The sequence below is a fragment of the Pseudomonas sp. NFXW11 genome (genome assembly GCF_049887815.1).
In the GTDB taxonomy this organism is placed as follows: Bacteria; Pseudomonadota; Gammaproteobacteria; order Pseudomonadales; family Pseudomonadaceae; genus Aquipseudomonas.
On the sequence record NZ_JAGEKI010000014.1, the window covers coordinates 167,511 to 191,028 of the forward strand.

Consider the following 23,518-nt stretch of genomic DNA (forward strand, 5'->3'; position numbering starts at 1 on the left):
CGGCCCGGGGTCTGGGCCACCTATGAATAAAAATTCGAGGGGCCAGTATGTCCAGCCAAGCGTCCAACCCAACAGCGACTCCCACTCCCCCGGCCGCAGGAGGCAAACGCAGCGTGTTTGCGGTGATCCTCGGCAACGCCGTGGAGTTCTTCGATTTCGGCGTCTACGCCACCTTCGCGGTGATGATCGGCCACACCTTCTTTCCCTCCGACAGCGCCTTCGTCAGCCTGCTGCTGTCGGTCACCGCCTTCGGCGTGGGCTTTATCGTGCGACCCCTGGGAGCGGTGCTGATCGGTGCCTACGCCGACCGCGTCGGACGCAAGCCGGCCATGCTGCTGACCCTGGTGATGATGGCCGTGGGCACCGGCAGCATCGCCATCCTGCCCAGCTACGAGAGCATCGGCATTGCCGCGCCGATCCTGCTGGTGGTCACCCGGCTGATCCAGGGCCTGGCCTGGGGCGGCGAGGCCGGCCCCGCCACCACCTACATTCTCGAAGCGGCGCCGGCGCACAAGCGCGGCACCTACGCCTGCTGGCAGGTGGTGGCCCAGGGCGTCGCGGCCATGGCCGCCGGCACCGTGGGTTACATCCTCACCCAGCTGCTGTCCCCCGAAGACCTCAATACCTGGGGCTGGCGCGTGCCCTTCGTGTTCGGCTTGTTGGTGTTGCCGATCGGCATCTACATCCGCCGCAACCTGGCGGAAACCTTCCATGGCCAGGGCGAGGCGGCCAGCACCGGCAGCCTGGTGCGCCAGGTGTTCGGCGAGCATCGCCGGGCGCTGGTGCTGGGGCTGCTGATTCTTTCCGGCAGCACCATCACCCAGTACTTCATCAACTACATGACCACCTTCGCCCTCACCGAGCTCAAGCTGCCCACCAGCATCTCCATGCTCTCGACCCTGGTGGCCGGCGCGGCCATGGCAGTGTGCGCGATTGCCGGCGGCATGCTCTGCGACCGCTTCGGCCGCCGGCGCATTCTGATGGCGCCGCGGGTGGTGCTGTTGCTGGTGCTGTTCCCTGCCTTGCAATTGATGACCGAACACCCCAGCCCCAGCACCTTCCTGCTGACCCTGGCGGTACTCTCGGGCTTGCACGGCATGAGCGGCGCGGCGCTGATCGTGCTGCTGGTGGAAAGCTTTCCCCGGGCGGTGCGCTCCACCGGTTTTTCCATCGTCTATGCCTTTGGCGTGGCGGCCTTCGGCGGCACCGCGCAAATCATCATCACCTGGCTGATCGGTACCACCGGCAACCCGATGTCGCCCGTGGGCTACCTGCTGCTGGCCAACCTGGTGTGCCTGAGCGCCGCCTGGTTCGCCAAGGAAACCCGCCCGCAAGCACCCGACCACAGCAACCCCGGCACAAGGCTCGCAGAAGCCCGCTGAACCTCGATCGCACTGCCCAGCAGTCTTTTCCGGCACCGGGTTTTTCTCTACCCTGCCGGCCGCGCAACAGCGCGGGCGGGCGGTGCCTTGACGCCTTTGATTTGTGGGGAAGCCGCATGAAACAGCTGGTACTTTGCACCCTGGCGCTGAGCGCCAGCAGCGTCGCCCTGGCCCAGGACAACCTGCGCCCGAACTCCCAGGCCCAGGCTCCAGGGTTTGTCCAGGGCAGCAGCCTGGACCTGAACCTGCGCCACTACTACAGCAACCAGCACACCCGGCGCGACACCTACCTTTCGATCAAAAAGCCCGAGGGCACCTTGCCCACCCGGGAGCGGCAAACCTGGGTGCAGACCGGCATGCTCAAGTACAGCTCCGGCTACACCCAGGGCCTGATCGGCATTGGTATGGACGCCGGGCTGTTCAGCGCGGTCAACCTGGAGCGCGGTCATGGCCGGGTGGCCAATGGCGGCGACCGGGTGCTGGTGGACAGCGACGGCGATGCCCTGCCCACCTGGAGCCGCCTGGGCATCGCTGATGTGCGCCTGCGCCTGTCCAGCACCGAGCTCAAGGCCGGGCGCCTGATGACCGACAACCCGGTGCTGCGCTACAAGGACAACCGCGCCCTGCCCTCAAGCTTCCAGGGAGTGGCCCTGTACAGCAACGAGCGCGACTGGCTAGCCGTGCAGGCCGGCAGTTTCGACCGGGCCATCCCGCGCACCGGCACCGGCAGCGAACGCCTGACCACCACCTTCGGCAACCGCGCCTACAGCGGTGAGCGCATCAGCTACCTGGGGGCCACGGTAAAACCCGGCCTGGGCCTGGAAGGCAGCCTCTACGCCTCGCGCTTCGAGAACATGTGGGACCAGTACTACCTGGGCCTGACCCAACGCAGCGGCGACAAAAGCCGGCTGGCACTGAAAACCGCGTTCAACTACTACCACACCCGCGACCAGGGCCAGCAGCGCCTGGGCTATATCGACAACGACGCCCTGAGCCTGGCGTTCACCGCCAGCCACCAGGCCCACAGCCTGACCCTGGCCTGGCAGCAGGTGTTCGGCAACGAGTACTTCGACTATGTGTGGGAGTCCACCGGCAACTACATGGCCAACTCGCTGTACTCGGACTACAACGGCCCCAATGAAAAGTCCTGGCAGCTGCGTTACGACCTGGATTTTGCCGCTTACGGCGTGCCGGGCCTGAGCGCCAGCCTGTGGCATGCCAAGGGCTGGGACATCGACGGCACGCACTACCGCGGCGACCGCAACGGGCGCAACAGCGGCTACAAGGTGCGCGGCCTGGACGGTGCCGGGCACCACGAGAATGGGCTGATGCTGGCCTATGTGGTGCAATCCGGACGCTTCAAGGACGCGGTGCTGCGCAGCATTGTCTACAACCACCGCGCCAGCGGCGGGCAGATCGACGGCAGCTACGACGAGTTCCGCCTGGTGGGCAATTTCCCCTTCAGTCTGTTCTAACCCCCCGCCCTTGCCGGCGAAGGGGCCCTTGAGCCATGCATCGCCCTGGCGGACGCCTTCGCGGGCAAGCCCGCTCCTACAGCGTGCAGGCAACCCCTCCCATCGTAGGAGCCGGCTTGCCGGCGAAGGGGCCCCTGAGCCATGCATCGCCCTGGCGGACGCCTTCGCGGGCAAGCCCGCTCCTACACAAGGCCGCCCCGATACACATCAGCACCTAGGCCTGGGGCAGGCTGTGGCGTTGCATGGCGCGGGCGAGCATGTCCTGGCACCTGAGGGTCGCCACCGACAAGGGCCGGTGGCGCACCACGCACAGGTCGACGCGAATCCGCTCCAGGTGTTCATCGTCGATCGGCACCGCCACCAGGCCATCCCCCAGGTCCCGGGCCTCGGCATCCACCTGGGGCAGAATCAGCACCGCGGCGCGCTGGCGGGCCAGGCTCTTCTGTACTTCCAGGGAGCTGGTGGTGAACCGCGGCAGGATATTCACCCCGCGCTTCTTCGCCGCACCCTCCAGGGCCTGGCGCATGCCATAGGCCGAATCGGGAATCGCCAGGGGCTGGCCTTCGAGGTCTTCCAGGCGAATGCTCGGGCACTGGGCAAACGGGTGCTCGGCGCTCACCAGCACCCGGTGCCACAACTGGCACTGGGCGGTGACCTCGACCTCGGCCCGTTCCTGCAGGTAGAAGGCCAGGCCCAGGTCGGCTTCGCCGCTGCACAGGGCATCCAGGGTGGCGCCGGCACTGGCGATGACAATATTGAAGGTGACCTTGGGGTGAGCCCGACTGAACGTTGCCAACACCGGGGCCAGCACACTGGAAACGATACTTTCCGACACATGGATGCTGACGTTACCGGCCACCTGGCTCTGGCGGCTGGCGATCACCTCGCGCACCTGGTCGAAGCCGCGCAGGGTCGAACTCACCTGCTCGGCCAGGCATTCCCCCTCCAGGGTCAGGCGAATGCCCCGAGGCCCGCGCTCGATCAGGGCAGTGCCGAAGAAGTGTTCCAACTGCTCGATCTGCCGACTCACCGCGGTGGGCGTCACGTACAAACGCTCCGCCGCCTGGCGCAGGGAGGCGCAGCGGGCCACCTCATGGAAGTAACGCAGGGCGCGTAATTGCATAACGACAAGCTCCAGCGCTGAACGAAACCCTGGAGCACGCAATTAGTGCGCCAGCCGGTCAGCCGGGCCATGGAAAATATTGCTCTGCCCGCCGGCCGTGCCTAACCTGCATGGCAGCCGGTTCCTGCATTCGGCACGAACCACCGCCGGCGCCCCACCCGGCCTTCTTGCAAGGATCGATCATGAGTAAGTTAACGCGCTGCACCCTTGTCGTTGCCCTGGCCCTGCTCGGCGCCTGCGCCAGCCTGACCCGGGAAATCAACCCGGAACCCACCATCACCTCCGCCGGCATCCTGGCCTTTCGCGATATCTGCCTGAAGTCGGCGCCCTCCTTCGCCGGCGCCGATACCGCCGCCCGGGCCCACGGTATCGGCGAGCTGAGCGACGCCGGCTTCGCCAGGATGGGCATGAACCAGGACCAGACCCTGGGGGTGCAGGTGCAGGCCAACAAGGAGTGCGCGGTCACCACCCCGTCGCAGAACGACCCGTCGCTGACCCAGCAATTTCTCAGCATCCTCGGCAAGTTCTCCAGTACCCCGGTGAACCAGAGCCTGCCGGCGCAGATCACCCTCGATGGCCAGCATTTCATCCTGATGCACGACCGCCGTGGCGGCGAAGCCTACGTGATGCTCAAGGCGCCTTGACCCGGAAGCGCTGCAGCGAGCTGGCGGCGCGCTCGCCCCGCCCGGGCGCGCCATAGCCGATTCCCTCCACTCGCCCTTTGCCTACAGGCCGGCGCAAGCGAGCACCCCCCTGGCCAAGAAACGTCTTGGAAATTTGCGAGGCACTTCTTACACCAATCCCTTGGCGGTTCTTCTGAACTAACATGCTCGCGCCGCTTGCATGACCCTGCCCCCAAGGCTTCGCCAAGCGCTCCTCGCAAGGACGCGACGACGGGCCTCGAGCTCGGTCAGCAGGCATCTGACATTCACCACACAAGTGCCGATCGCCAAGGACCTCTTTCTTCGCAACGAACGCATCACGCGCTCCCTTGTGTGTCCTCCGAGGGCCTCATGAAAAACAAACGTGTGCTTATCGTCGACGACCACCCCATCATCTGCGCCGCCGTCAGCGAGCTGCTGGCGGAACATGGCTACCAGCCGATCGGCGAATCCGCCGACGGCTTCGACGCCCTGGACAAGATCAACCGCCTGCGCCCGGACTACATGCTGCTGGACATCACCCTGAACAACCTCGACGGGCTCTCGGTGCTGCGGCGCATCGCCATCGACAACCTGGAGGTCAAGACCCTGGTGTTCACCGCCAACCGCGCCAGCACCTATGGCGTGCGCTGCATGCAGGCCGGGGCCATGGGTTTCATCAGCAAGAGCGCCGGCCTACCGGAGCTGGTCAAGGGCCTCAATGCCTTGGCCGATGGCTACCTGTACTTCCCCCGGGAGGTGCTGGAGATGTACCGCGAAACCGGCCACGACCCCAGCGACGCGCTGAACAACCTCACCAACAAGGAGCTGGTGATCCTGCAGTTGCTGGCCAACGGCTACAGCAACCTGGAAATCGCCACCAAGCTCAACCTGAGCAACAAGACCATCAGCGGGCACAAGGTCAATGTGCTGAAGAAACTCGGGGTGCGCACCACCATCGAACTGGCCCATATCGCCCGGCAGCAGGACCTGTTGTGAACCCCTTCACTCCAGCGCCGCACCGGCCATGGCGCCAATCTCCGGCTCGGCCGCTGGCAGAAAAAAACGCGCCGTCGCCCAGCAGGTCAGGGTGGCGGCGACAAATAGCAGCACGACCCCGGGCAGGTAGTCGCCATAGCTCGCCGTGGCGATGTCATTGACCACCGCACGGATAAACAGCATCACCCAGCTGATCGCGACCACGCCGCCAATCAAGCCCAAGGCCCGGCAGCTGAAAACCGAACGCCTGACCCCGATCAGCGCCACGGCCAGGGCCAGGCAGAAAAGCGGCAGGAGAAACACCAGCACGGCGACCACCGGGGCCAGCAGCGGCATCAGCATGATCTCCGCGCCACGGACCTCACCAAGCAACCGCGGGTTGCTCGCCAAATGGGCCAGCAGCAAGCCGACCTGGACCAGCCCGGCAATCAATCCCGGCACCAGCGGGCACAGGATAAAGGCCATGAACACCTTCAGGCGCGGATACCCCCCGGCACTCACCAAGCACCTCCCCGGCAAGGCCCGGAGGCCAGTGCATCCGCCACTGGTGATGTTTGCAGCGCCGGGGCACACAGCAAGCAGGTGGCCTCTGGCCCGTCAAATGCGGCAATGGCCAGGGCCATGTTGTTTTCCATCTGCTGCTCCTGTCTTCCTTGGGCCAAAGCCGGCGATTCTCCCAGAGCCTGCTATCGCGCTTCAATGCCCGCTGCCCCCGAACAGCCAGGGGCAGGCATTTTCACCTTGATGAATATTGCTCATTCCCACTGTCCATTGGCTGGATAATTTCCCCCCAGCTACGCTGCTGCCGATAAAAACAACAACGGGAAATACCCCATGCGCGACACCACCCAGCAGTTTCGCCAGCAATACCGGGCCGCGGTCAGCCCGCGTTACAACCCCTGGCTGCATGGCGGCTTCGTTCTGGCCTACGGCCTGCTGTGCATCGGCTGGCTGTGCAGCACCCTGAGCCAGGTGCAGCCCCTAGAATGGCTGACGGTGCCGCTGGCGCTGCTGTTCTTCAATTTCTGCATCTACGTGGTGCACCGCTGGCTGGGGCACCACAAGCAGTCTTTCGCCCGGCTGTTCTATGCCCGGCATACCGGCGATCACCACAGCTTCTTCACCCCCGGGCTGATGACCTACGAAGGCCGCGCCGACTGGCGGGTGATCCTGTTTCCGGCCTGGCTGATCGTGCTCCACAGCCTGCTGTTCGCCCTGCCCCTGTGGGGGTTGCTGCGCCTGTGGAACGGCAACGTTGCAGCGCTGTTCGCCAGTTGCACCCTGCTCGGTTACCTGGCCTATGAGGTGTTCCATGCCTGTGAGCACCTGCCGGCCAAGCACCCGCTGGCGCGCCTGCCCTGGGTGCGGCAGATGCGCCACCTGCACGAGCTGCATCACCGCCGCGAGCTGATGCAGGAGCGCAATTTCAATATCGTCCTGCCGTTGATGGACTGGCTGTTCGGCACCCTGTACTGGCAGGCAGAAACCACCCCTTCCCTCGATGAGGCCCGGCCCATGACCCGCATGCAGCATCAGATCGATATCCCCCGCAGTGCCACCAGCACCCTGGCCTATGCCGCCAGCCCCCGGCGCTGGCCGGAGTGGCACCCCTCCTCGCTCAAGGTGCTGGGCCAGGATGGGCCCTTGCCGGCCGGGCAGGGTTTCGAGGAAGACATCCATGCCGGCGGGCGCAGCGGCCACCTGAGCTGGCGGGTCGAGGAATACCTGCCGGGCAGCCGCTGGCGCGCCACGGCCCAGGGCGATCATGGCCTGCACTTGCAACTGAGTTATGAATGCCAGGTACTGCCAAGCGGGCACACCCGCTTTGTGCGCACCCTGGAATATCGCTTCGACAGCCTGCTGATGCGCCTGGGCAATCGGCTGCTATTCAAGCGACGGATAGAGCGCGAATCCGCCGCCTCCTTGCTGGCACTCTGCGAAATGGCCCAACGCGCCATCCCGCAAGCACCCACCAATGCGACGCGCAGCCTATCCTGAAGCCTTCACCGACAGGAGTCATTGCATGAACCCGATTGCCCCTCGACGCTTTTCCGCCGGCCGCATCGTCCTGCTGCTGGTGCTGGCCATCCTGGCCTATTTGCTGCTGGCGCCCACCCAGGTCGCGCCAGTGGCCTGGAACCCGCCGCCGGCCCCCTCCCTGAGCCAGGGGCCATTTGCCGAAAACCAGAAGCTCAAGGCGGTGCAGGCGGTGGGCGCCCGGGACATTCCCGGGCCCGAAGCCCTGCTGCTGGAGAACGGCCAGTTGCTGACCGGCCTGCACGATGGCCGGGTGATCCAGACCAGCCTCGACGGCAGCAGCCTCAAGGTGCTGGTCAACACCGGCGGCCGCCCCCTGGGGCTGGCCCGCCATCCGGATGGCCGGCTGATCATCGCCGATGCCATCAAGGGCTTGCTGGCCCTCGACCCGCAAGGGCAGTTGCAGAGCCTGAGCACCGAGGCCAATGGCCTGAAGTTGGGGTTTACCGACGATGTAGCGGTGGACGCCGCCGGGCGCTACGCCTATTTCAGCGACGCCAGCAGCCGCTGGGGTTACGGCCATGACGGCGAAGCGGTGATCGAGCATGGCGGCGACGGTCGCCTGCTGCGCTACGACTTCCAAAGCGGCAAGACCGAAGTGCTGCTGGAGCGCCTGGAGTTCGCCAACGGCATCGCCCTGGGGCCGGACGAAGCCTTTGTGCTGGTCAACGAAACCGGCGCCTATCGCATCAGCCGCTACTGGCTCAAGGGCCAACAGGCCGGCCGCCACGACCTGTTTATCGACAACCTGCCGGGGCTGCCGGACAACCTCAGCTTCAATGGCCATGACCGCTTCTGGGTAGCCCTGTATGCACCGCGCAGCCCACTGCTGGACGGCACTGCGGCCTACCCCCTGGTACGCAAGATGCTGGTGCGGGCCATGGCGGTTCTGCCCAAGCCGGTGGAAAAACGCGCCTTCGTGCTAGGCCTGGACACCCAGGGCCGAGTGATCGCCAACCTGCAAGATGGCAGCAGCGGCAACTACTCGCCGATCACCACCGCACGTGAATACGGCGATGCGCTGTACTTGGGTTCCCTGACTGCCCGGCATATGGCGCGCCTGCCACTCAAGGATGCCCTCGAACCATAGGAGCAGCGGCAAGCTTCAAGCGGCAAGCTCCAAAGCTAGAGGCTTGCCGCTTGTCGCTTGGAACTTGCCGCTTGGTTTCAGAGACGGGCGGTGAGCTTGTCGGAGATCTCATCCTTGATCTGCAGGCGCTTCTCCTTGAGTTTCCTCACTTCATCATCGGCAGCCGCAGCCGCCTCGGCCTGGAGCACCTGATCATCGATACGGGTGTACTTGTCGAACAGCGCATTCAAATGGGGATCACTGGCCCGACGCTGTTGAATGTCTTCTTTGCTGCAGCTCAGGTCCTGGTATAGGTCGTGGGTCACCGGCATGGAACACCTCCGTGATTGATCGGCAGCAAGGACGTCACGCGTCCCTGCCGGTGATCAGAATGACCTTGGCGCCCCGGGTCTGTCGACTGGCAAAAGGATCAGCGGTTACCGTTCGTCGCCAGTTGCTGTCCTGGATCAATATCCGTCCAACCAGGCACAACCCCTGGAGCACTGGCCCGCAACAATTCAGCGCAGCCGCCGTCGCTGCCCCCCCTGCTCCGCCGCCAGGCCGGTGTACTTGAGGTCGTGGCGCAACTCGGCAATCAGCTCCGAAAGCGCCCGGGAACTGGTCAGGCCATGGGTGGCGATGCCCGTCACCAACAGGTCGACGCGGCCGCTGGCCGGGTCGCAGATCCGCACCGTCATGGCCCCGTCATGGCCAACGGTGCACTGGCAATGCAGCGGCAGGAAACTGCTCTCAACGATTCTGCGCAGTTCGAGGGTGGAGATCACAAGCAGGGTATCCAAAGGGGTGGCAGAGAAAACGCGCAAGACAGGGGGGTATCCGTTCGGGGCACGCCGTCCTAATCCTTGGTCAGCGGTAAAACCATACACGTTCATTCAATTCGATCCAGCGTAGAAGCCCGCTGCCAAGTTGTCGTCGGCCGCGGTGGGTTTTTATGCGCTGTGTCACAGCCCACGCCTCAGGTACTGAGCAACGAACGCACCATGGCGCTCAGGTCCTCGGGCCCGTAGGGCTTGCTCAGCAGATGGGTATCGGGGTTCAGCAGATGGTTGCGCGAGATCATGTCGCGGGTATGACCCGAGGTGAACAGCACCGCGATCGGCGGCACCTGGGTCTTGGCCCAGGTGGCCAGGTCGGTGCTCTTGATCAGGCCCGGCATCACCACGTCGGTGAAAATCAGGTCGACCTTGAGCCCCCCCATCAACAGTTGCATGGCGGCATCGCCATTGGCCGCGGTGCGCACCCGGTAGCCTTCGTGCCTGAGCATCTCCACCGCGGCGCTACAGACCTCGGCGTTGTCCTCCACCACCAGGATGCTTTCCTGCCCTCCCCCAGCCCGGCCCTGGCGCCTCGGGGCCAGCGCTTGCGTCTCGTCAGCGCTGCGCGCGAAGTACAGCTGTACCCGGGTGCCCTGGCCCGGGCGGCTGAGTATCTCGATATGCCCGCCGCTCTGCTTGACGAAGCCGAACACCATGCTCAACCCCAGGCCAGTGCCATGGCTGTCGCCCTTGGTGGTGAAGAAGGGTTCGAAGGCCTGCTTGAGCACCTCAGCGGACATGCCGCGGCCGCTGTCGGCCACCGTCAGCCGCAGGTACTGGCCGGGCTCGAGGTCCTTGCCGGCGCAGAAGCGGCGGTCCAGCAGCAGGTTCTCGACACTGATCAGAATCCGCCCTTCGCCGTCCATGGCATCCCGGGCATTGATCGCCAGGTTGAGCACGGCGTTTTCCAGCTGGTGGCGATCCACATGGATGCTCCAGGGTTCAGCAGGCAGTTGCACCTGGATGCGAATGCCCTCGCCCAGGGCCCGCCGCAGCAATTCCCCCAGGCCCTGGTCCAGCTCCCGCAGGTTGTAGGTGGCCGGCGACAGCGGCTGGCGCCGGGCGAAAGCCAGCAACTGCGCCGACAGCTTGGCACCGCGCTCCACCGCGCTCAGCGCGGCCTGGGTACGACGCTGCACATTGGCGTTGTCCGGCTCGTGCCGGGCCAGCAGGTGCAGGTTGCCGGCGATCACCTGCAACAGGTTGTTGAAGTCATGGGCCACGCCACCGGTGAGGCCGCCTATGGCTTCGAGCTTCTGCGCCTGGCGCAGTTGCTCTTCGGCGCACAGCCGCGCATTGACCTCCTCCAGCACCCGCTGCTCCAGGTTGCGGGTCAACTGGCGCAGGGCCTCCTCGGCGATGCGCCGCTCCTGGATATCGATCAGTACCCCGGGAAAGCGCAGGGCCCTACCGGCCTGGTCGAACTCGCAACGACCGCAGGCCAGCACCCAGCGATAGCTGTCGTCATTGCCTCGTACCCGGTACTCGGCGTTGTAGGGCCCGCCCTGGGTCACGCTGTAATTGACCAGTTCGCGAATGCGCGGCAGATCGTCGGGGTGAATGCGGCTCTCGGCGATGTCGATCGGCAGGTCGTCCAGGGCCTGCTGCGCCGGGTAGGAGAAGGTACGGGCAAAACGCTCGTCGCTGGACAGCACATTGTTCTGGATATCCCAGACAAAGGAGCCCAGCAGCGCCCCGGCGTTGAGCGCCAGTTGCACCCGCTCGTTCTCGGCGCGATAGGCGGCTTCGGCGACCTGCCGGCGCTGCTCGGAAATCACATGGGCGGTGGTTTCCACCACGATGGCGATCACCCCTTCCGGGGCCTGGTCATCACCGGCCACCGGGCTGTAGTAGAGGTCCAGCCAGACGTTTTCCGGCTCGCCGTTGCGCAGCAGCACCAGTTCCTTGTTGCGGTACGACAGGGTGCCGCCACTGAGGCAGGTGTTCATCACCCCGCGGTTGAACTCGGCCACTTCCGGCCAGCCGCGCTCCACCGCGCAGCCCAGCAGGTAGGGATGGCGGCCACCGGCGAACACCGCGTAGGCATCGTTGTAGATCATGTAGCCCAGGGGGCCCCAGAGCATCACCATCGGCACCGGCGAGCCGAGCATCAGTTGCACCGTGCTGCGCAGGCTCTGGCTCCAGTGACGCAAGGCCCCGAGGCTGGTCTGCGACCAGTCGAAGGCGCGGATGCGCTCGGCCATCTCGCCTTGCCACCCCTGGCACCCGTGATGATCAGATAAGAACGGCATTGGCAGACTCTGGAAAACGTGACTAGACCCGGGATTGAGCGAAGGTTGCCATGCAGCCTCCAGTGTCTTTGAGCACCCGGCACACAGATGGTTTCACCGCTTGCTTGCCAAGCGTCATCAAGGGTTGCGCCACACTGCCAACGAGACGGCTGCAAGGCCGACTGACAGGATAGGCGATGGCCCAGGCTCCAGGCGCACGCCCTGCAGCGGCGCCTGGAACGGCAGCGGATTGCCCGCTGCCCGCGGTCAGTCGGTGCCGTACTTCGGCGAACGCGGGCCGTACAGCAGGCCGGCATGCTGCCCGGCCGAGAGCAGGCGCTGGCTGGTGATACCGGCAATCGGATGGCCGGCGTCGGTGGAGGTGTTGATGATCTGCTTCACCGCCGCGGTGATCAGCATGCCCACCAGGCCCCCATTGTTACCGCTGTTGCCTTCTTCGCTGGAGGCCCGGGCGCTGCCGGTCCACAGGCTGGTGCCGGTCTTCAGGTCGACCAGGGTGGCCGTGGCGGTGACCACGGTCTCGCTGCTGATCAGCATGTAGCTGGTGCCGTATTCCTTGACCGTGATGTAGAGCCCGGCATCGGCGCCGAAGATTTCGTTGAGCTTGGCTGGCGACAGGCCGTGGATGTCCCCCGGGTTGGTCAGGCCGTTGTGGCGGAAGGTTTCATCCACCACCGCAATCGGCATCACGTAGTACCCGGCCTCGGCCAGCGGAAAGGTGACCTGGGACAGCATGCTGTAGGTGGCCTTGACGTCTGGCGACTCATTGAGCGGCGGCAGCACCAGGATCGACTTCGGCCGGGCCTGCTTGTAGGCCGAGTAGTCCACGGTCTTGGGCGCGGCGCAGCCCACCAGCAGGCTGACGCTCAACAGCCCCAGGAGGTTGCGCAAGGTGGTGAAGTTCATTTGGCAGCTCCTTGCTTGGCATTCTTCAACAGGAAGTCCATGTACGAGGCGGACTCGGGGAACAGTGCCTTCTCGGTATTGAACTGCTGGACCATCTGGTCATCCTTGCCCAGGCCGGCATAGAGCATGCCCAGGTGCGCGTGATAACCCGGTGGCACGGCCTTGCCGGTGGACTTGATCTTCTGCAGGTCGCGCTCCAGCGCCTCGACCTGGGCTTCTCTGGCTTCCTCGCCCTTGAAGTATTCGTAAGTCTGGGCCTGGTAGGTTTCCCACTGGTACAGCGTCTTCGGACCGCTGCAACCGGCCAGCAGTGCACTGGCCAGCAAGGCGCCGGCCAGCAGTGGCCGCGCGGTGATTGTCTTGAACATGCTTACTTCTCCCTGTCAGCAGTGTTGATCAGCGGCCGGGTTTCCAGGCCCCACCGTCGATAGCCTCGACCATGCGGTTGACCGCCTCGCGCATGGCCAGGTCCAGCACCTTGCCGTTGAGCGTCGAGTCGTAGGAAGCGGTGCCGCCGAAGCCGATCACCTCGCGGTTGGACAAGGCGTATTCGCCAGCGCCCTGGGTCGAATAGACCACTTCCGAGGTGCTGATATTGACGATGTTCAACGCCACCTTGGCGTAGGCCACCTGGGTCTTGCCACGGCCGAGAATGCCGAACAGCTGGCGGTCGCCGGTTTCCTTGCGACCGAACTCGGTGACGTCGCCGGTGACCACGAAATCCGCGCCCTTGAGTTTCTGCGCCTGGCCCTTGATGGCCGCTTCCTGCTGGATCTCGCCCATGTTGTCGCGGTCCAGCACGTTGAACCGGTTGGTCTGCTGCAGATGGGTAATCAGGATGGTCTTGGCCTGGCCGCCGAGGCGGTCGACGCCGTCGGAAAAGATTCCGCGCATGTAGCTGGAACGGTTGTCGAACTTGCCCACCGCCATCGGCACTCGGGCTCCGGTCCACACCTGGCTGGCGCTCTGGACCTTCTCCACCGGCAAGGCCCGGGAGCTTTCCGTGGCACAACCAGCGATGCCGGCCAGCACCGCCAGGGCGACCCCCGACATCATCAACTTCGAGATCACTCTCACTCTATGTTCCTTCTTGAGCATCCATGAAAAGACTTTTCGCCCTGCCGCACAGCCGCGCCACACAGGTTGTGCGCTGCGGGAAATGTTCGACTGGGGCGTCATCAAACGTGACGCAGGGGGCGTCGTCGGCGGCAAGTATGACAAAGTGACATCATCGCGAAAAGGAATAAAAAACCTTGGCGTCAGTCGATTGACTCACAGTTCACCCGCCCCCTTCCCCGCCCCTGCGGCAAGTGCCTGATCCCTCAGCGAAAATCCCGGCTGCGCACGCTGATGCCGTCCAGCAGCGGGGTCAGGTCGCTCAAACGCCCGGCGATCAGGTGGCGCACCTCGCCTTCGCTCTCCAGGGTGCCGTCGACCTTGAGCAACTGCGCCCCCACCAGCACCCGGCGCTGGCGCTCGGCCAGATCGCGCCAGACCACCACATTGATATTGCCGAACTCGTCTTCCAGGGTGACGAAGGTCACCCCGCTGGCGGTGCCCGGACGCTGGCGCCCGGTCACCAGCCCGGCCACGCTCACCGGCCGGCCGTGGGCCACCTCCAGCAGTTCCCGCGAGCTGCGGCAGCGCCGGGCCTTGAGCTGCGCACGCAGCAGCGCCAGGGGGTGCGGCCCCAGGGTGGTACCCAGGCTCTGGTAGTCCGCTTGCAGGTCTTCACCGAGGCTAGGCCGCGGCAGCTGCACCGCTGCTTCGCTCTGGCTTGGCAGTTCGGCGAACAGCCCCAGTTGCTGCTGCACCCCGGCCACCTCCCAGCGCGCCCGGTACCTGTCCCCGGCCAGCGCCCGCAGGGCCCCGGCATCGGCCAGCAGCTCCTGGGCCCGGGCATCGAGCCGGGCCCGCTGGCCAAGGTCGGCGATATCGGCAAAGGGCCGCTGCTGCCGGGCGCTGTCGATACGCCGGGCATCTTCCTGGCGAAAGCCCTTGATCATCCGCAGCCCCAGGCGCAAAGCCGGCTGCCCGGACGCGGGGCCAGCCGCTGGGTCTTCAGCGCCTGCGGGTGGGCCCTGGAATACCTCCAGGCTGCAATCCCAGGTGCTGGCGCCGACCTCCACCGGGAGAATCCGCAGGCCATGGCGGCGAGCGTCCTGGAGGATCTGGTCCGGGCTGTAGAAGCCCATGGGCCAGCTGTTGATCAGGGCGCAGGCGAAGGCCGCCGGCTCGTGGCACTTGAGCCAGCAGCTGGCGTAGGTCAGCAAGGCGAAACTGGCAGCGTGGGATTCGGGAAAACCGTAGCTGCCAAAGCCCTTGATCTGCTCGAAGATCTGCGCCGCGAATTCATCGCTGTAGCCATTGCGGCGCATCCCCTCCCGCAGCCGCTCGCGGTGCGGTTCCAGGCCGCCGTGGCGTTTCCAGGCGGCCATGGAGCGGCGCAACTGGTCGGCTTCGCCCGGGCTGTAGTTGGCCGCGACAATGGCGATCTGCATCACCTGTTCCTGGAACAGCGGCACTCCTCGGGTGCGTTCGAGCACCACCTCCAGCTCTGGCGAAGGGTAAGTCACCTTTTCCTCACCGTTGCGCCGACGCAGATAGGGATGGACCATGCCGCCCTGGATCGGCCCGGGGCGAACGATGGCCACCTCGATCACCAGGTCGTAGAAATTCTTCGGCTTGAGCCTGGGCAGCATCGACATCTGCGCCCGCGACTCGATCTGGAACACGCCGATGGTGTCGGCGCGGCCGATCATCGCGTAGGTCGCCGGGTCTTCAGGGGGAATGCTGGCCAGGCTGTAGCGCTGGCCGCGATAGCCGTGGATCAAGTCGAAACAGCGGCGAATGGCGCTGAGCATGCCCAGGGCGAGGATATCCACCTTGAGCAGGCCGACCATGTCCAGGTCGTCCTTGTCCCACTGGATCACCGTGCGCTCGGCCATGCTGGCATTCTCCACCGGCACCAGGCTGTCCAGGGGCTGCTGGGAAATCACGAAACCGCCCGGGTGCTGGGACAGGTGCCGGGGAAAGCCGATCAGTTGCCCGGTGAGCCCCAGCACCCGGCGCAGCACCGGGCTCTCGGGGTCGAAACCGGCCTCCTGCAGGCGCTCGACGCTGGGCGGGCTGTCGCTCCAGTGACCGCAGCAGTCGGCCAGGGCATTGACCTGATCCGGCGGCAGCCCCAGGGCCTTGGCCACGTCGCGCACCGCTCCGGCGCCATGGTAGGTGCTGACCACCGCGGTCAGCGCCGCGCGGTGCCGGCCGTAGCGCTGGAACACGTACTGCAGTACCTCTTCGCGGCGCTCGTGCTCGAAATCCACATCGATATCCGGCGGCTCGTTGCGCTCCTTGGAGAGGAACCGCTCGAACAGCAGGGTCGAGCGGTCCGGGTCGATCTCGGTGATGCCCAGGACGAAACACACCACCGAGTTGGCCGCCGAGCCCCGGCCCTGGCAAAGAATGTGCTGACGCCGGGCGAAGTCGACGATGTCGTGCACGGTGAGGAAATAGCTCTCGTAGCCCAGGTCGCCGATCAGCTTCAGTTCCTTGTCGATCTGCTTGAGCACCTCGGCCCGGGCGCCGCCGGGCCAGCGCCGCAGAATGCCGCGCTGGGTCAGTACCCGCAGCCAGGACTGGGCATCGTGACCGTCGGGCACCAACTCCCGCGGGTACTGGTAATTCAGCTGGCCGAGGTCGAAGCGACAGCGCTCGGCGATGTTCAGCGACTCAGCGAGCAAGGCCTGGGGGTAGAGCCCTTGCAGCGTGTCCAGGGGGCGCAGGTGGCGCTCGCCATTGGCGAACAGGCGCTGCCCGGCCTCGGCCACCGGCAGATGGTGGCGGATCGCAGTCATGGTGTCCTGCAGGGCCCGGCGCCCGCGCACATGCATATGTACATCGCCACAGGCCACCGCCGGCAGCGCCAGTTGCCGGGCCAGGGCCAGTTGTTGCTGCAGGTGCCGGGCATCGTCCTGGCCGCAGTGCAGTTCCAGCGCCAGCCACAGGCGTTCAGCGAACCGCTGCTGCAGCCAGCGGCCCTGTTCCGGTTCTGCCTCGGCGCCCGCCAGCCACAGGGCCAGGAGCCCCGGCAGCGGCTCGGCGAAGTCTTCCCGCAGCAGGCGGTAGCAGCCCTTCTCGGCCCGGCGCCGGGCCCGGGTGATCAGCCGGCACAGGCCCTGGTAACCCGCCAGGTCCTCCACCAGCAGCACCAGGCGCGGGCCGTCCTCGACCTGCATCTCGCTGCCGATGATCAACTTCAGCCCCGTATCCCGGGACGCCTGCCAGGCCCGGACGATGCCCGCCAGGGTGCACTCGTCGGTGATCGCCAGGGCCTGGTAGCCCAGGGCAGCGGCGCGCTGGAACAGCTCGGCGGCACTGGAGGCGCCGCGCTGGAAACTGAAGTTGGACAGGCAATGCAGCTCGGCGTAGGCGCTCATGCGAACCAGCCCTGCAGCAGCAAGGGCCCGCCCGCGCCCACCTGGCGATAGGCCCAGCCCTGCTGGCCGCTGCGGGTTTGCACCAGGTAGTAGTCGCGACGCACATCGGCGCCGTCCCACCAGCCGGATTCGATGCGCTCCGGGCCCAGCAGAATCTGCACGCTGCCCTCGCCCAGCGGCTGCGGTTGGCTGAGCAGCCAGCCCGGGCGGCGCAATCCCGGGTTGGCCGGGCAAGGGCGCGGGTCGCTGTGGGGTTGCCAGCTGAGCTCCGGGCGGTGGTCGGCGCGATACCCCAGGCCCTGCACCGCGTCATCCCCCAGGCGCGCCCGCAAGCGTTCGCGCAGTTGCTCCCAGGGCAGGTTCTGCTGCGGGCGCTCGTCGAACAGTTCCCGGTGCTGGGGCACGAAGCGCGGCAGGTCTTCGGCCACCAACCGCAGGTTGCGCACCGGCGCCGGCACCTGGATCTGCTCCAGGCGCCCGCGGGCCAGTTCGAAGAGCATTGCCGGATCGCGCTCGGCCCCCAGCAGCCCCACCGGAATCAGCGTATCGCTGCCCTCGGCATGCTCCAGGTGCAGGGCGAAACGCTGCACCCCGCTGTCGCGGCCACAGAGAAAGGCCGCCAGATCGGCGGTCAGCCGGCGCAGGGGAAACAGCAGCGCCTGATGAGACAAGACATCGAAATTCAGCTCGATGCGCAGGTCGAAACGGTCCGGCGGCTGGTAGAAGGCCAACCCCAGAGGGCGCTGCCCCAGCAGGCTGTCCAGGTGCTTGAGCAGGCTGGCATCGAAACGCCGGGCCAGGCTGGCCCTCGGCAGCCCGGCCAGCTGTTCGAAGGTCCGCAGGCCCATGCGCGACAGGGCCTTGGCCTGCTCCGGAGCCAGCCCCAGGCGCTCGATGGGCATGGGCCCCAGGGCCTGCTGCAGGGCGCTCTGATCGGCCACGGCAAGGCCGTCGTAGGCATTGGCCAGGGCCCGGGCCGCCGCCGGGTTGGGCGCGGCCACTAGGCGATGACGAAAGCCCAGGGCCTGCAATTCCCGGCGCAGGCGCGCCTGCAACTGCGGCCAGGGGCCAAACAGGCCGAGGCTGGATTGGATCTCGAACACCAGGGTGCGCGGGTAGGCAAGGCTGACCTGGGAGCTGAAGCCATAGGCCCAGGCGGCGAGGAACTGTTGCCAGTGCTCGACCTGCTGCGGGTCGTATTCGGCGCTGGCAAAGGCCTTGGTCAGGGCCTGGGCGGCGGTCAGGGATTGCCCGGGGCGCAGGCCCAGCTCGCGGGCGGCCTCATTCACCGCCTGGATCACCCGGCGCTGCGGGCTGCCACTGAGCAGCGCCAGCGGCGCCTCGGGTTCGGCGCGCTGACGCAGTACGGCGTCCAGCGCCAATTGCGGGAACAGGATGCACACCCAACGCATGCCAACCTCAGTGCCCGACAGGCCAGGCAATAGGCGCCGGATGGGCCAAGCCGCCGCGGCACTTGAGCACCCGCAGTTGCCCCGGGCGCCCCTCCACGGCAATCCGCAGCGCCGCCGGCGACGGGTTATGGGCAGCTTCGAGCGGGCGATAGGCGAAGGCCAGGGTCTGGCCGCTTTCCGCCGCCACCTGCAAGCGCCGCAGGGCGCGGTCGTCGGCCTGCTGCGGCCAGCACAGCACCGCGCCGCAACTGCCAGAACGCAGGCACTGCTCGGCGGCCCACAGGGCATCACGCTCGCCGGCCTGGATAATCGACAGCTGGCGCAGATCGACTCCGGCGTTCTGCCAAGCCTGGGGATAGGGCACGAAGGGCGGCGCCACCAGCACGATGCGCTCCCCCGCCACCGCCAGCCGCGCCAGGCTCGGCCACAGCAGCTGCAATTCACCCAGGCCGCAAGCGCCAACCAGGATTTCCGTCAGCGCCGCTTCCGGCCAGCCGCCCGTGGGCAGCGCCGCATCCAGCACAGCATGGCCGGTGGGTTGCGGGCTGCTGGGCACAGCACTGGGCCGGCCCTTCCACACCCGCCCGGCGTTGAACAGGGCATCCAGTGCAACCACGGCGCCCATCAGCCTTGCCTCACCAGGCCGCAGAACACCCCTTCGATAAACAGCTCGTGGTCGGCCGTGACCTCGATCGGCTGGTAGGCCGGGTTGCGCGGCAGCAGGCGGATGCCCTGGCCCTTGCGCTCGAAGCGCTTGATGGTGACCTCGCCGTCGAGCCGGGCGACCACGATCTGGCCATTACGCACCTCGCTGCTGCGACGCACCGCCACCAGGTCGCCGTCGAGAATGCCGTCGTCGATCATCGAGTCGCCCTGCACCCGCAGCAGGTAATCCGGGCTGCGGGAGAACATCCCCGGGTCCAGCAGCAGGTGCCCGTGCACCTCGGCATCCACGCCGATCGGCGCACCGGCGGCCACCCGGCCCAGCACCGGGATCTCCAGCAGCTCGGGGCGCGGCGGCTGATTGAGCAGGCGAATGCCCCGGGCCTGATGCGGATTGACCTCGATAAACCCGGCCTCGGTCAGCGCCAGCACATGCTTGCGCGCCACGCTGCGGGAGGCGAAACCGAACGCCTGGCTGATTTCAGCGAGGCTTGGGGGCTGGCCATGATCGGCGATGCGTTCGCGGATAAAAGTCAGGATGGCACTGCGGCGGGGAGATAAAGTCGTCATGGAGTACATTTGTACTCCTCTCAGATTTATCTGACAAGAACCGTCAATCAGTGGCGCTCAATGACCGCCGCCAGAGGTCGCCGCAACCCCTGCACGGCTGAATTCGCGGGCGGGTTGGCATAACCTGCCAAGACTTGTCTCAGTTCCCCGGATCAGGAGCCCCACATGCCGACTCGTGACCTTGTCCTCACCCCGCATCAGTTGCAGTTCATCGCCCGCCTGATCGAGTCCGGCCGTTATCAGAACGCCAGCGAAGTCATGGGCGAAGGCTTGCGCCTGCTGCAACAGCGAATGGCCGAGCACGCCATGAAAATCACGGCATTGCGCCAGGCGGCGGTGATGGGTTTGGAGGATCTGCAACAGGGGCGCTGCGACCAGGTGCCGGCAGCAAACCTGCAGCACTATCTGAATGACCTGGGTTTGGAGGCTCTAACCGGAACTCGAGAGAAACATTGAGCTGAGCCAGTATCGGACCTCCGATGCCGCCCGGAACCACAGAATCACCGCCCTTCCCGTAGGAGCCGGCTTGCCGGCGAAAAGGCCCCTGAGCCTGGCGCCACCCTTGCTGACGCCTTCGCGGGCAAGCCCGCTCCTACGGAACCAGAACGCACAGATTTTCGTAGGAGCCGACTTGCCGGCAAAGAGGCCCGACAGGCGGGCGCCGAGGGATCAGCCCCGTTGCAGGATCCGGTCCATGACCCGGTCGGTCTTCAGGGCCTCGCTGGCCAGGGCCGGGTGCGTGGCCTCGCCGCGGATATGGGCGTTCATGCCCTGCACGTGGTGCCACTGAATGTGCACAGGGTGGTCGATGACCAGGCTCAGGGTTTCCTCAGCTTCGAGTTGCAGCGGATGCTCGTCGAACACGGAAAAGCCGATGCGCCCCTGGCTGCCGATGATCTCCACCCGGTCCACCCGGCGGTCGGCAACGAAGTTCCAGGCGCCGCTACCCAGGGCCCCGCAAGCAAAGCGCCAGCTGGCGCTGACTGCGTCTTCGGCGGCATACAGCCCGGCCTGACGGGTGCTGATGCCGGCCACCTCGACGATGTCGCCCAGCAGGTACTGGAACAGGTCCAGGCCATGGCTGGCCAGGTCGGCGAAGTAACCGCCGCCGGCAACCTGGGGATCGGTACGCCAGTTGGCCGCGCCACTGCGGTCGGTCTCGGAAGCCGCCTTGCTCAGGCTCCAGTGCAGGTGCCGGACCTCACCGATGCGCCCGTCCAGCAACCATTGCCGCACCTGCTGGAAGCGCGGCAAGGAACGCCGGTAGTAGGCCACGAACAGGTGCAACCCGGCCTGCTGGAATGCCTGCTGCATGGCCAGGCTCTGCCCGGCATGCAGGGCCATGGGCTTTTCCACGCAGCAATGCTTGCCGGCGGCGGCCACTTGCAGGCTGTAGGCGTAATGGCTGTCGGGAGGCGTGGCGATGTACACCGCGTCCACCTCGGGGTCATCGATCAGGGCCTGGGCATCGGTGTACCAGCGGGCAATGCCGTGGCGCTGCGCGTAATCACGCACCGCCTCGGCCCGCCGCCCCATCACCGCCACCAGCGCCGAACCCGGGACCTTGTAGAAGGCCGGGCCGCTCTTGCGCTCAGTGACGCTGCCGCAGCCGATCATGCCCCAGCGCACGGTGCTCAGCGGCCTAGCCTCGGTCTTCATTTCGTCTGTTGCAGGGCACGCAGGTCGAGCTGGCCGTTGTGCAGCGGCGGGCACCAGTAGTAGCCGCCGGTCAGCGGCCGGCTCATGCGGTACAGACCATCGACGATGCCGTCTTCCAGGCCGCTCATGCGCCGCAGCTGGACTTCGAAGGCATTCAGGCTGTGACCGAAGGCGAGGAACAGCAGGCCGCCCTTGTCGCCTTCGATCCAGGGCATCGAGCGGCGCACCATAAAGGCTTCCGGGGTGAAGCTTTCCTGGGCGGTGCGCTTGACGTGGGCCGACTCCGGGGCGTCCTCCAGCTCTTCGTTGTCGCTCAGGCGCCGGCCGATGATGTGGTCACGCTCCTCGGGGGCCATGGCGGCAAAGCCCTTGAAGTCGTGCTGCCACTGCTGGATCGCGGCAAAGCTGCCGCCACGCAGGCCGTCTTCGCCTTCGGCCAATGCCGCGTCCACGGCGGCCTGGTCATGGGGGTTCTCGGTGCCGTCTTCGTAGCCAGTGAGGTCATGGCCGCTCTTGTGGCGGAAGGCCTCCTGCATGTCTACCAGGCGAAAAGCCGGGGCCAGTGCCTCTTGCAACTCATTGCTGCGGTGCAGCAGTTCGCCGCGCTCGTCACCGTGCAGCCAGACCCACAGCGCATGCTGGGTCGACGGGTTGTCGACGCCTACCCCGGTCAGTGCCGGGAACGGCTTGAGCCCTTGCACCCGGCCGCCCAGGGCCTTGACCAGCGAAGCGCCGAAGCCGGCCACCGCCGTGGCGCCATCAACCCGCGCCAGCAGTTGATCCAGGGCCTGGGGCAAGGCCTCGATGGACTCAAGGGCAAAAAACAGGTGACGGGCCTGGGACGGAACGGGGGCCGCGAGGATGCCGGACTGGTAGTGACTCATGGGAACTCCTGGAAAAATTTGCCCAAGTCTACCGTTCCACAAAGCTCGCGTCAGTCTTGTCGCGCACTGCCTGTAGCCACGTCTGTGGGCCGCGCCAGTGGCTCGCCACTGTCGCTCAATGCGCCGCTTCTTCACGAAAGGCACTGGGGCTGAGCCCGGTCCAGCGCTTGAAGGCCCGGCGGAAACTGCGCACGTCGCTGTAGCCGACTTCCTCGGTAATGCGTTCGATGGACAGCTCGGGGTTGCCCAGCAGGTTCAGGGTCCGTGCCTGGCGCACCCGCTCCAGCAAGGCTTCGAAGGTCAGGCCGTGCTCGGTCAGGCGCCGGCGCAGGGTGCGCCCGCTCATGTTCAGGTCGCCGGCCACCTGCTCGATATGGCTGCCGCTGCGCAGGTCGCGGCTCAGGGCCCGCTCCACCGCCTGGATCAGGTCCATCTTCTGGTGCACCTGGGCGCTTTCCAGCTCCAGCAGCTTGAGCGCCTGGCGCAAGGCTACCGGGTGATGGTTGGGCAACGGCATCTGCAGCCAGCGGGCCTCGATCACCATGCGCGCGTGCAGGCAACCGAAATGCACATGGGGCCCGAGAAACTGGCCATAGAGCTCGGCATAGGGCGGCGCGGCCTGCATGAATTCCACCCGCAGGGCCTGGAAATCCGGGCTCACCAGGGCCCGGCCATAAATCAGCAGGCTGGCGAAGAACTCTTCCGCGGCGAAGATCTGCACCTCGCCATAGGGCAGCCGGCATTGCAGCTCGACAAAGAACTCGGCGCCATCACGACCGACATCCGCGGTGACTATGGTGCCCGAGGTGTGCTGGTGACGGATGCCCAGCTCGAAGGCGTCGCCCAGGGTGCGGCACAGCGACAGCGCGTGCCCCAGCAGCCCCAGGGTGCCGAGCACATTGCGGCTGCCGACCCAAAGCCCCAAGCCCTGCTGCGGCAGCGCCGCCAGGGCGCGCTCGATCATCGCCACCGCCTGGCGGTAGGAGATGCGCAGGGTCGGGTCTTGCAGGTCATCCAGGGTAAAGCCCAGGCCACGGCACAGGCGCTCGGCGCTGACGCCCTTGTCCTGGGCCACATCGGCCAGGGTCTGCAATAGAAAGGGCGAGACCAGGGCCAACTGGTCATGGGCAGCGACGGCTTTGATCGGCATGGGCATCGGCTTCCGGGCCGC

22 protein-coding genes are annotated in these 23,518 nt (G+C 66.2%); 7 read left to right on the forward strand and 15 right to left on the reverse strand.

Going from position 1 to position 23,518, the window contains the following annotated elements; all coding sequences use genetic code 11:
- The first annotated feature begins 47 nt into the window (after positions 1–47).
- Together J4P02_RS21310 and J4P02_RS21315 are read left to right on the forward strand one after the other, a co-directional pair.
- Complete coding sequence (locus tag J4P02_RS21310) at positions 48–1,382, forward strand: citrate-proton symporter (protein ID WP_426193914.1); 1,335 nt, start codon at positions 48–50, stop codon at positions 1,380–1,382.
- Positions 1,383–1,498: 116 nt separating this feature from the next.
- Complete coding sequence (locus J4P02_RS21315) at positions 1,499–2,857, forward strand: OprD family outer membrane porin (protein ID WP_426193916.1); 1,359 nt, start codon at positions 1,499–1,501, stop codon at positions 2,855–2,857.
- Positions 2,858–3,071: 214 nt separating this feature from the next.
- Here J4P02_RS21315 and J4P02_RS21320 read toward each other — a convergent pair whose 3' ends face one another.
- A complete protein-coding gene (locus J4P02_RS21320) occupies positions 3,072–3,980 on the reverse strand; it encodes a LysR family transcriptional regulator (RefSeq protein WP_426193917.1) in 909 nt (302 codons plus the stop codon).
- 182 nt (positions 3,981–4,162) lie between these two features.
- Here J4P02_RS21320 and J4P02_RS21325 point away from each other — a divergent pair, with 182 nt between their 5' ends.
- Entirely contained in the window at positions 4,163–4,624 is a 462-nt protein-coding gene (locus tag J4P02_RS21325; RefSeq protein WP_426193919.1) for a hypothetical protein, read from the forward strand.
- Positions 4,625–4,993: 369 nt separating this feature from the next.
- On the forward strand, positions 4,994–5,620 hold the full coding sequence (locus tag J4P02_RS21330) for a response regulator (RefSeq protein ID WP_426193921.1): 627 nt from the start codon (positions 4,994–4,996) through the stop codon (positions 5,618–5,620).
- 6 nt (positions 5,621–5,626) lie between these two features.
- Here the strand turns inward: J4P02_RS21330 and J4P02_RS21335 are convergent, their stop codons facing one another.
- Positions 5,627–6,121 carry a hypothetical protein gene (locus tag J4P02_RS21335; RefSeq protein ID WP_426193923.1) on the reverse strand — a complete coding sequence of 165 codons (495 nt, stop codon included), beginning with the start codon at positions 6,119–6,121 and terminating at the stop codon, positions 5,627–5,629.
- 333 nt (positions 6,122–6,454) lie between these two features.
- Here J4P02_RS21335 and J4P02_RS21340 point away from each other — a divergent pair, with 333 nt between their 5' ends.
- Positions 6,455–7,618, forward strand: coding sequence for an SRPBCC family protein (locus tag J4P02_RS21340; protein WP_426193925.1), 1,164 nt, complete (start codon positions 6,455–6,457; stop codon positions 7,616–7,618).
- A gap of 25 nt (positions 7,619–7,643) precedes the next feature.
- Positions 7,644–8,747: an SMP-30/gluconolactonase/LRE family protein gene (locus tag J4P02_RS21345; protein WP_426193927.1), complete on the forward strand. Its 1,104-nt coding sequence runs from the start codon at positions 7,644–7,646 to the stop codon at positions 8,745–8,747.
- 77 nt (positions 8,748–8,824) lie between these two features.
- Here the strand turns inward: J4P02_RS21345 and J4P02_RS21350 are convergent, their stop codons facing one another.
- The 10 genes from J4P02_RS21350 to lexA all read right to left on the reverse strand — a co-directional run bounded on the left by J4P02_RS21350 (position 8,825) and on the right by lexA (position 19,813).
- Positions 8,825–9,058 (reverse strand): DUF465 domain-containing protein, encoded by a 234-nt coding sequence (locus J4P02_RS21350; protein WP_426193929.1) that lies wholly within the window; start codon positions 9,056–9,058, stop codon positions 8,825–8,827.
- A gap of 186 nt (positions 9,059–9,244) precedes the next feature.
- A complete protein-coding gene (locus tag J4P02_RS21355) occupies positions 9,245–9,511 on the reverse strand; it encodes a DUF1652 domain-containing protein (protein ID WP_426193931.1) in 267 nt (88 codons plus the stop codon).
- A gap of 191 nt (positions 9,512–9,702) precedes the next feature.
- The gene (locus J4P02_RS21360) at positions 9,703–11,814 is read right to left on the reverse strand and encodes an ATP-binding protein (protein ID WP_426193933.1); all 2,112 of its coding nucleotides are present in this window, start codon (positions 11,812–11,814) and stop codon (positions 9,703–9,705) included.
- A gap of 246 nt (positions 11,815–12,060) precedes the next feature.
- The gene (locus J4P02_RS21365; RefSeq protein ID WP_426193935.1) at positions 12,061–12,720 is read right to left on the reverse strand and encodes a DUF799 domain-containing protein; all 660 of its coding nucleotides are present in this window, start codon (positions 12,718–12,720) and stop codon (positions 12,061–12,063) included.
- Entirely contained in the window at positions 12,717–13,088 is a 372-nt protein-coding gene (locus J4P02_RS21370) for a DUF4810 domain-containing protein (protein WP_426193937.1), read from the reverse strand. Before J4P02_RS21370 ends, J4P02_RS21365 begins: the two co-directional genes overlap by 4 nt.
- A 28-nt stretch (positions 13,089–13,116) precedes the next feature.
- Positions 13,117–13,776, reverse strand: coding sequence for a CsgG/HfaB family protein (locus J4P02_RS21375; RefSeq protein ID WP_426193974.1), 660 nt, complete (start codon positions 13,774–13,776; stop codon positions 13,117–13,119).
- A 266-nt stretch (positions 13,777–14,042) separates the two neighbouring features.
- A complete protein-coding gene (locus J4P02_RS21380) occupies positions 14,043–17,159 on the reverse strand; it encodes an error-prone DNA polymerase (protein WP_426193939.1) in 3,117 nt (1,038 codons plus the stop codon).
- Complete coding sequence (locus tag J4P02_RS21385; protein ID WP_426193941.1) at positions 17,156–18,571, reverse strand: Y-family DNA polymerase; 1,416 nt, start codon at positions 18,569–18,571, stop codon at positions 17,156–17,158. Before J4P02_RS21385 ends, J4P02_RS21380 begins: the two co-directional genes overlap by 4 nt.
- Positions 18,572–18,578: 7 nt before the next feature.
- Positions 18,579–19,196, reverse strand: coding sequence for a translesion DNA synthesis-associated protein ImuA (imuA, locus tag J4P02_RS21390; RefSeq protein ID WP_426193943.1), 618 nt, complete (start codon positions 19,194–19,196; stop codon positions 18,579–18,581).
- Positions 19,196–19,813, reverse strand: a complete 618-nt coding sequence (gene lexA, locus J4P02_RS21395) for a transcriptional repressor LexA (protein ID WP_426193945.1) — start codon at positions 19,811–19,813, stop codon at positions 19,196–19,198. Before lexA ends, imuA begins: the two co-directional genes overlap by 1 nt.
- A gap of 156 nt (positions 19,814–19,969) precedes the next feature.
- On the opposite strand from lexA, the gene J4P02_RS21400 reads away from it, so the two are divergent.
- Positions 19,970–20,260, forward strand: a complete 291-nt coding sequence (locus J4P02_RS21400) for a type II toxin-antitoxin system ParD family antitoxin (RefSeq protein WP_426193947.1) — start codon at positions 19,970–19,972, stop codon at positions 20,258–20,260.
- A gap of 213 nt (positions 20,261–20,473) precedes the next feature.
- Here the strand turns inward: J4P02_RS21400 and J4P02_RS21405 are convergent, their stop codons facing one another.
- The 3 genes from J4P02_RS21405 to J4P02_RS21415 form a co-directional block, all read right to left on the reverse strand.
- Positions 20,474–21,442 carry a Gfo/Idh/MocA family protein gene (locus J4P02_RS21405; protein ID WP_426193976.1) on the reverse strand — a complete coding sequence of 323 codons (969 nt, stop codon included), beginning with the start codon at positions 21,440–21,442 and terminating at the stop codon, positions 20,474–20,476.
- A 17-nt stretch (positions 21,443–21,459) separates the two neighbouring features.
- Positions 21,460–22,347: a Dyp-type peroxidase gene (locus J4P02_RS21410; protein ID WP_426193949.1), complete on the reverse strand. Its 888-nt coding sequence runs from the start codon at positions 22,345–22,347 to the stop codon at positions 21,460–21,462.
- A gap of 115 nt (positions 22,348–22,462) precedes the next feature.
- Complete coding sequence (locus J4P02_RS21415; protein WP_426193951.1) at positions 22,463–23,497, reverse strand: AraC family transcriptional regulator; 1,035 nt, start codon at positions 23,495–23,497, stop codon at positions 22,463–22,465.
- Positions 23,498–23,518: the final 21 nt, after the last annotated feature.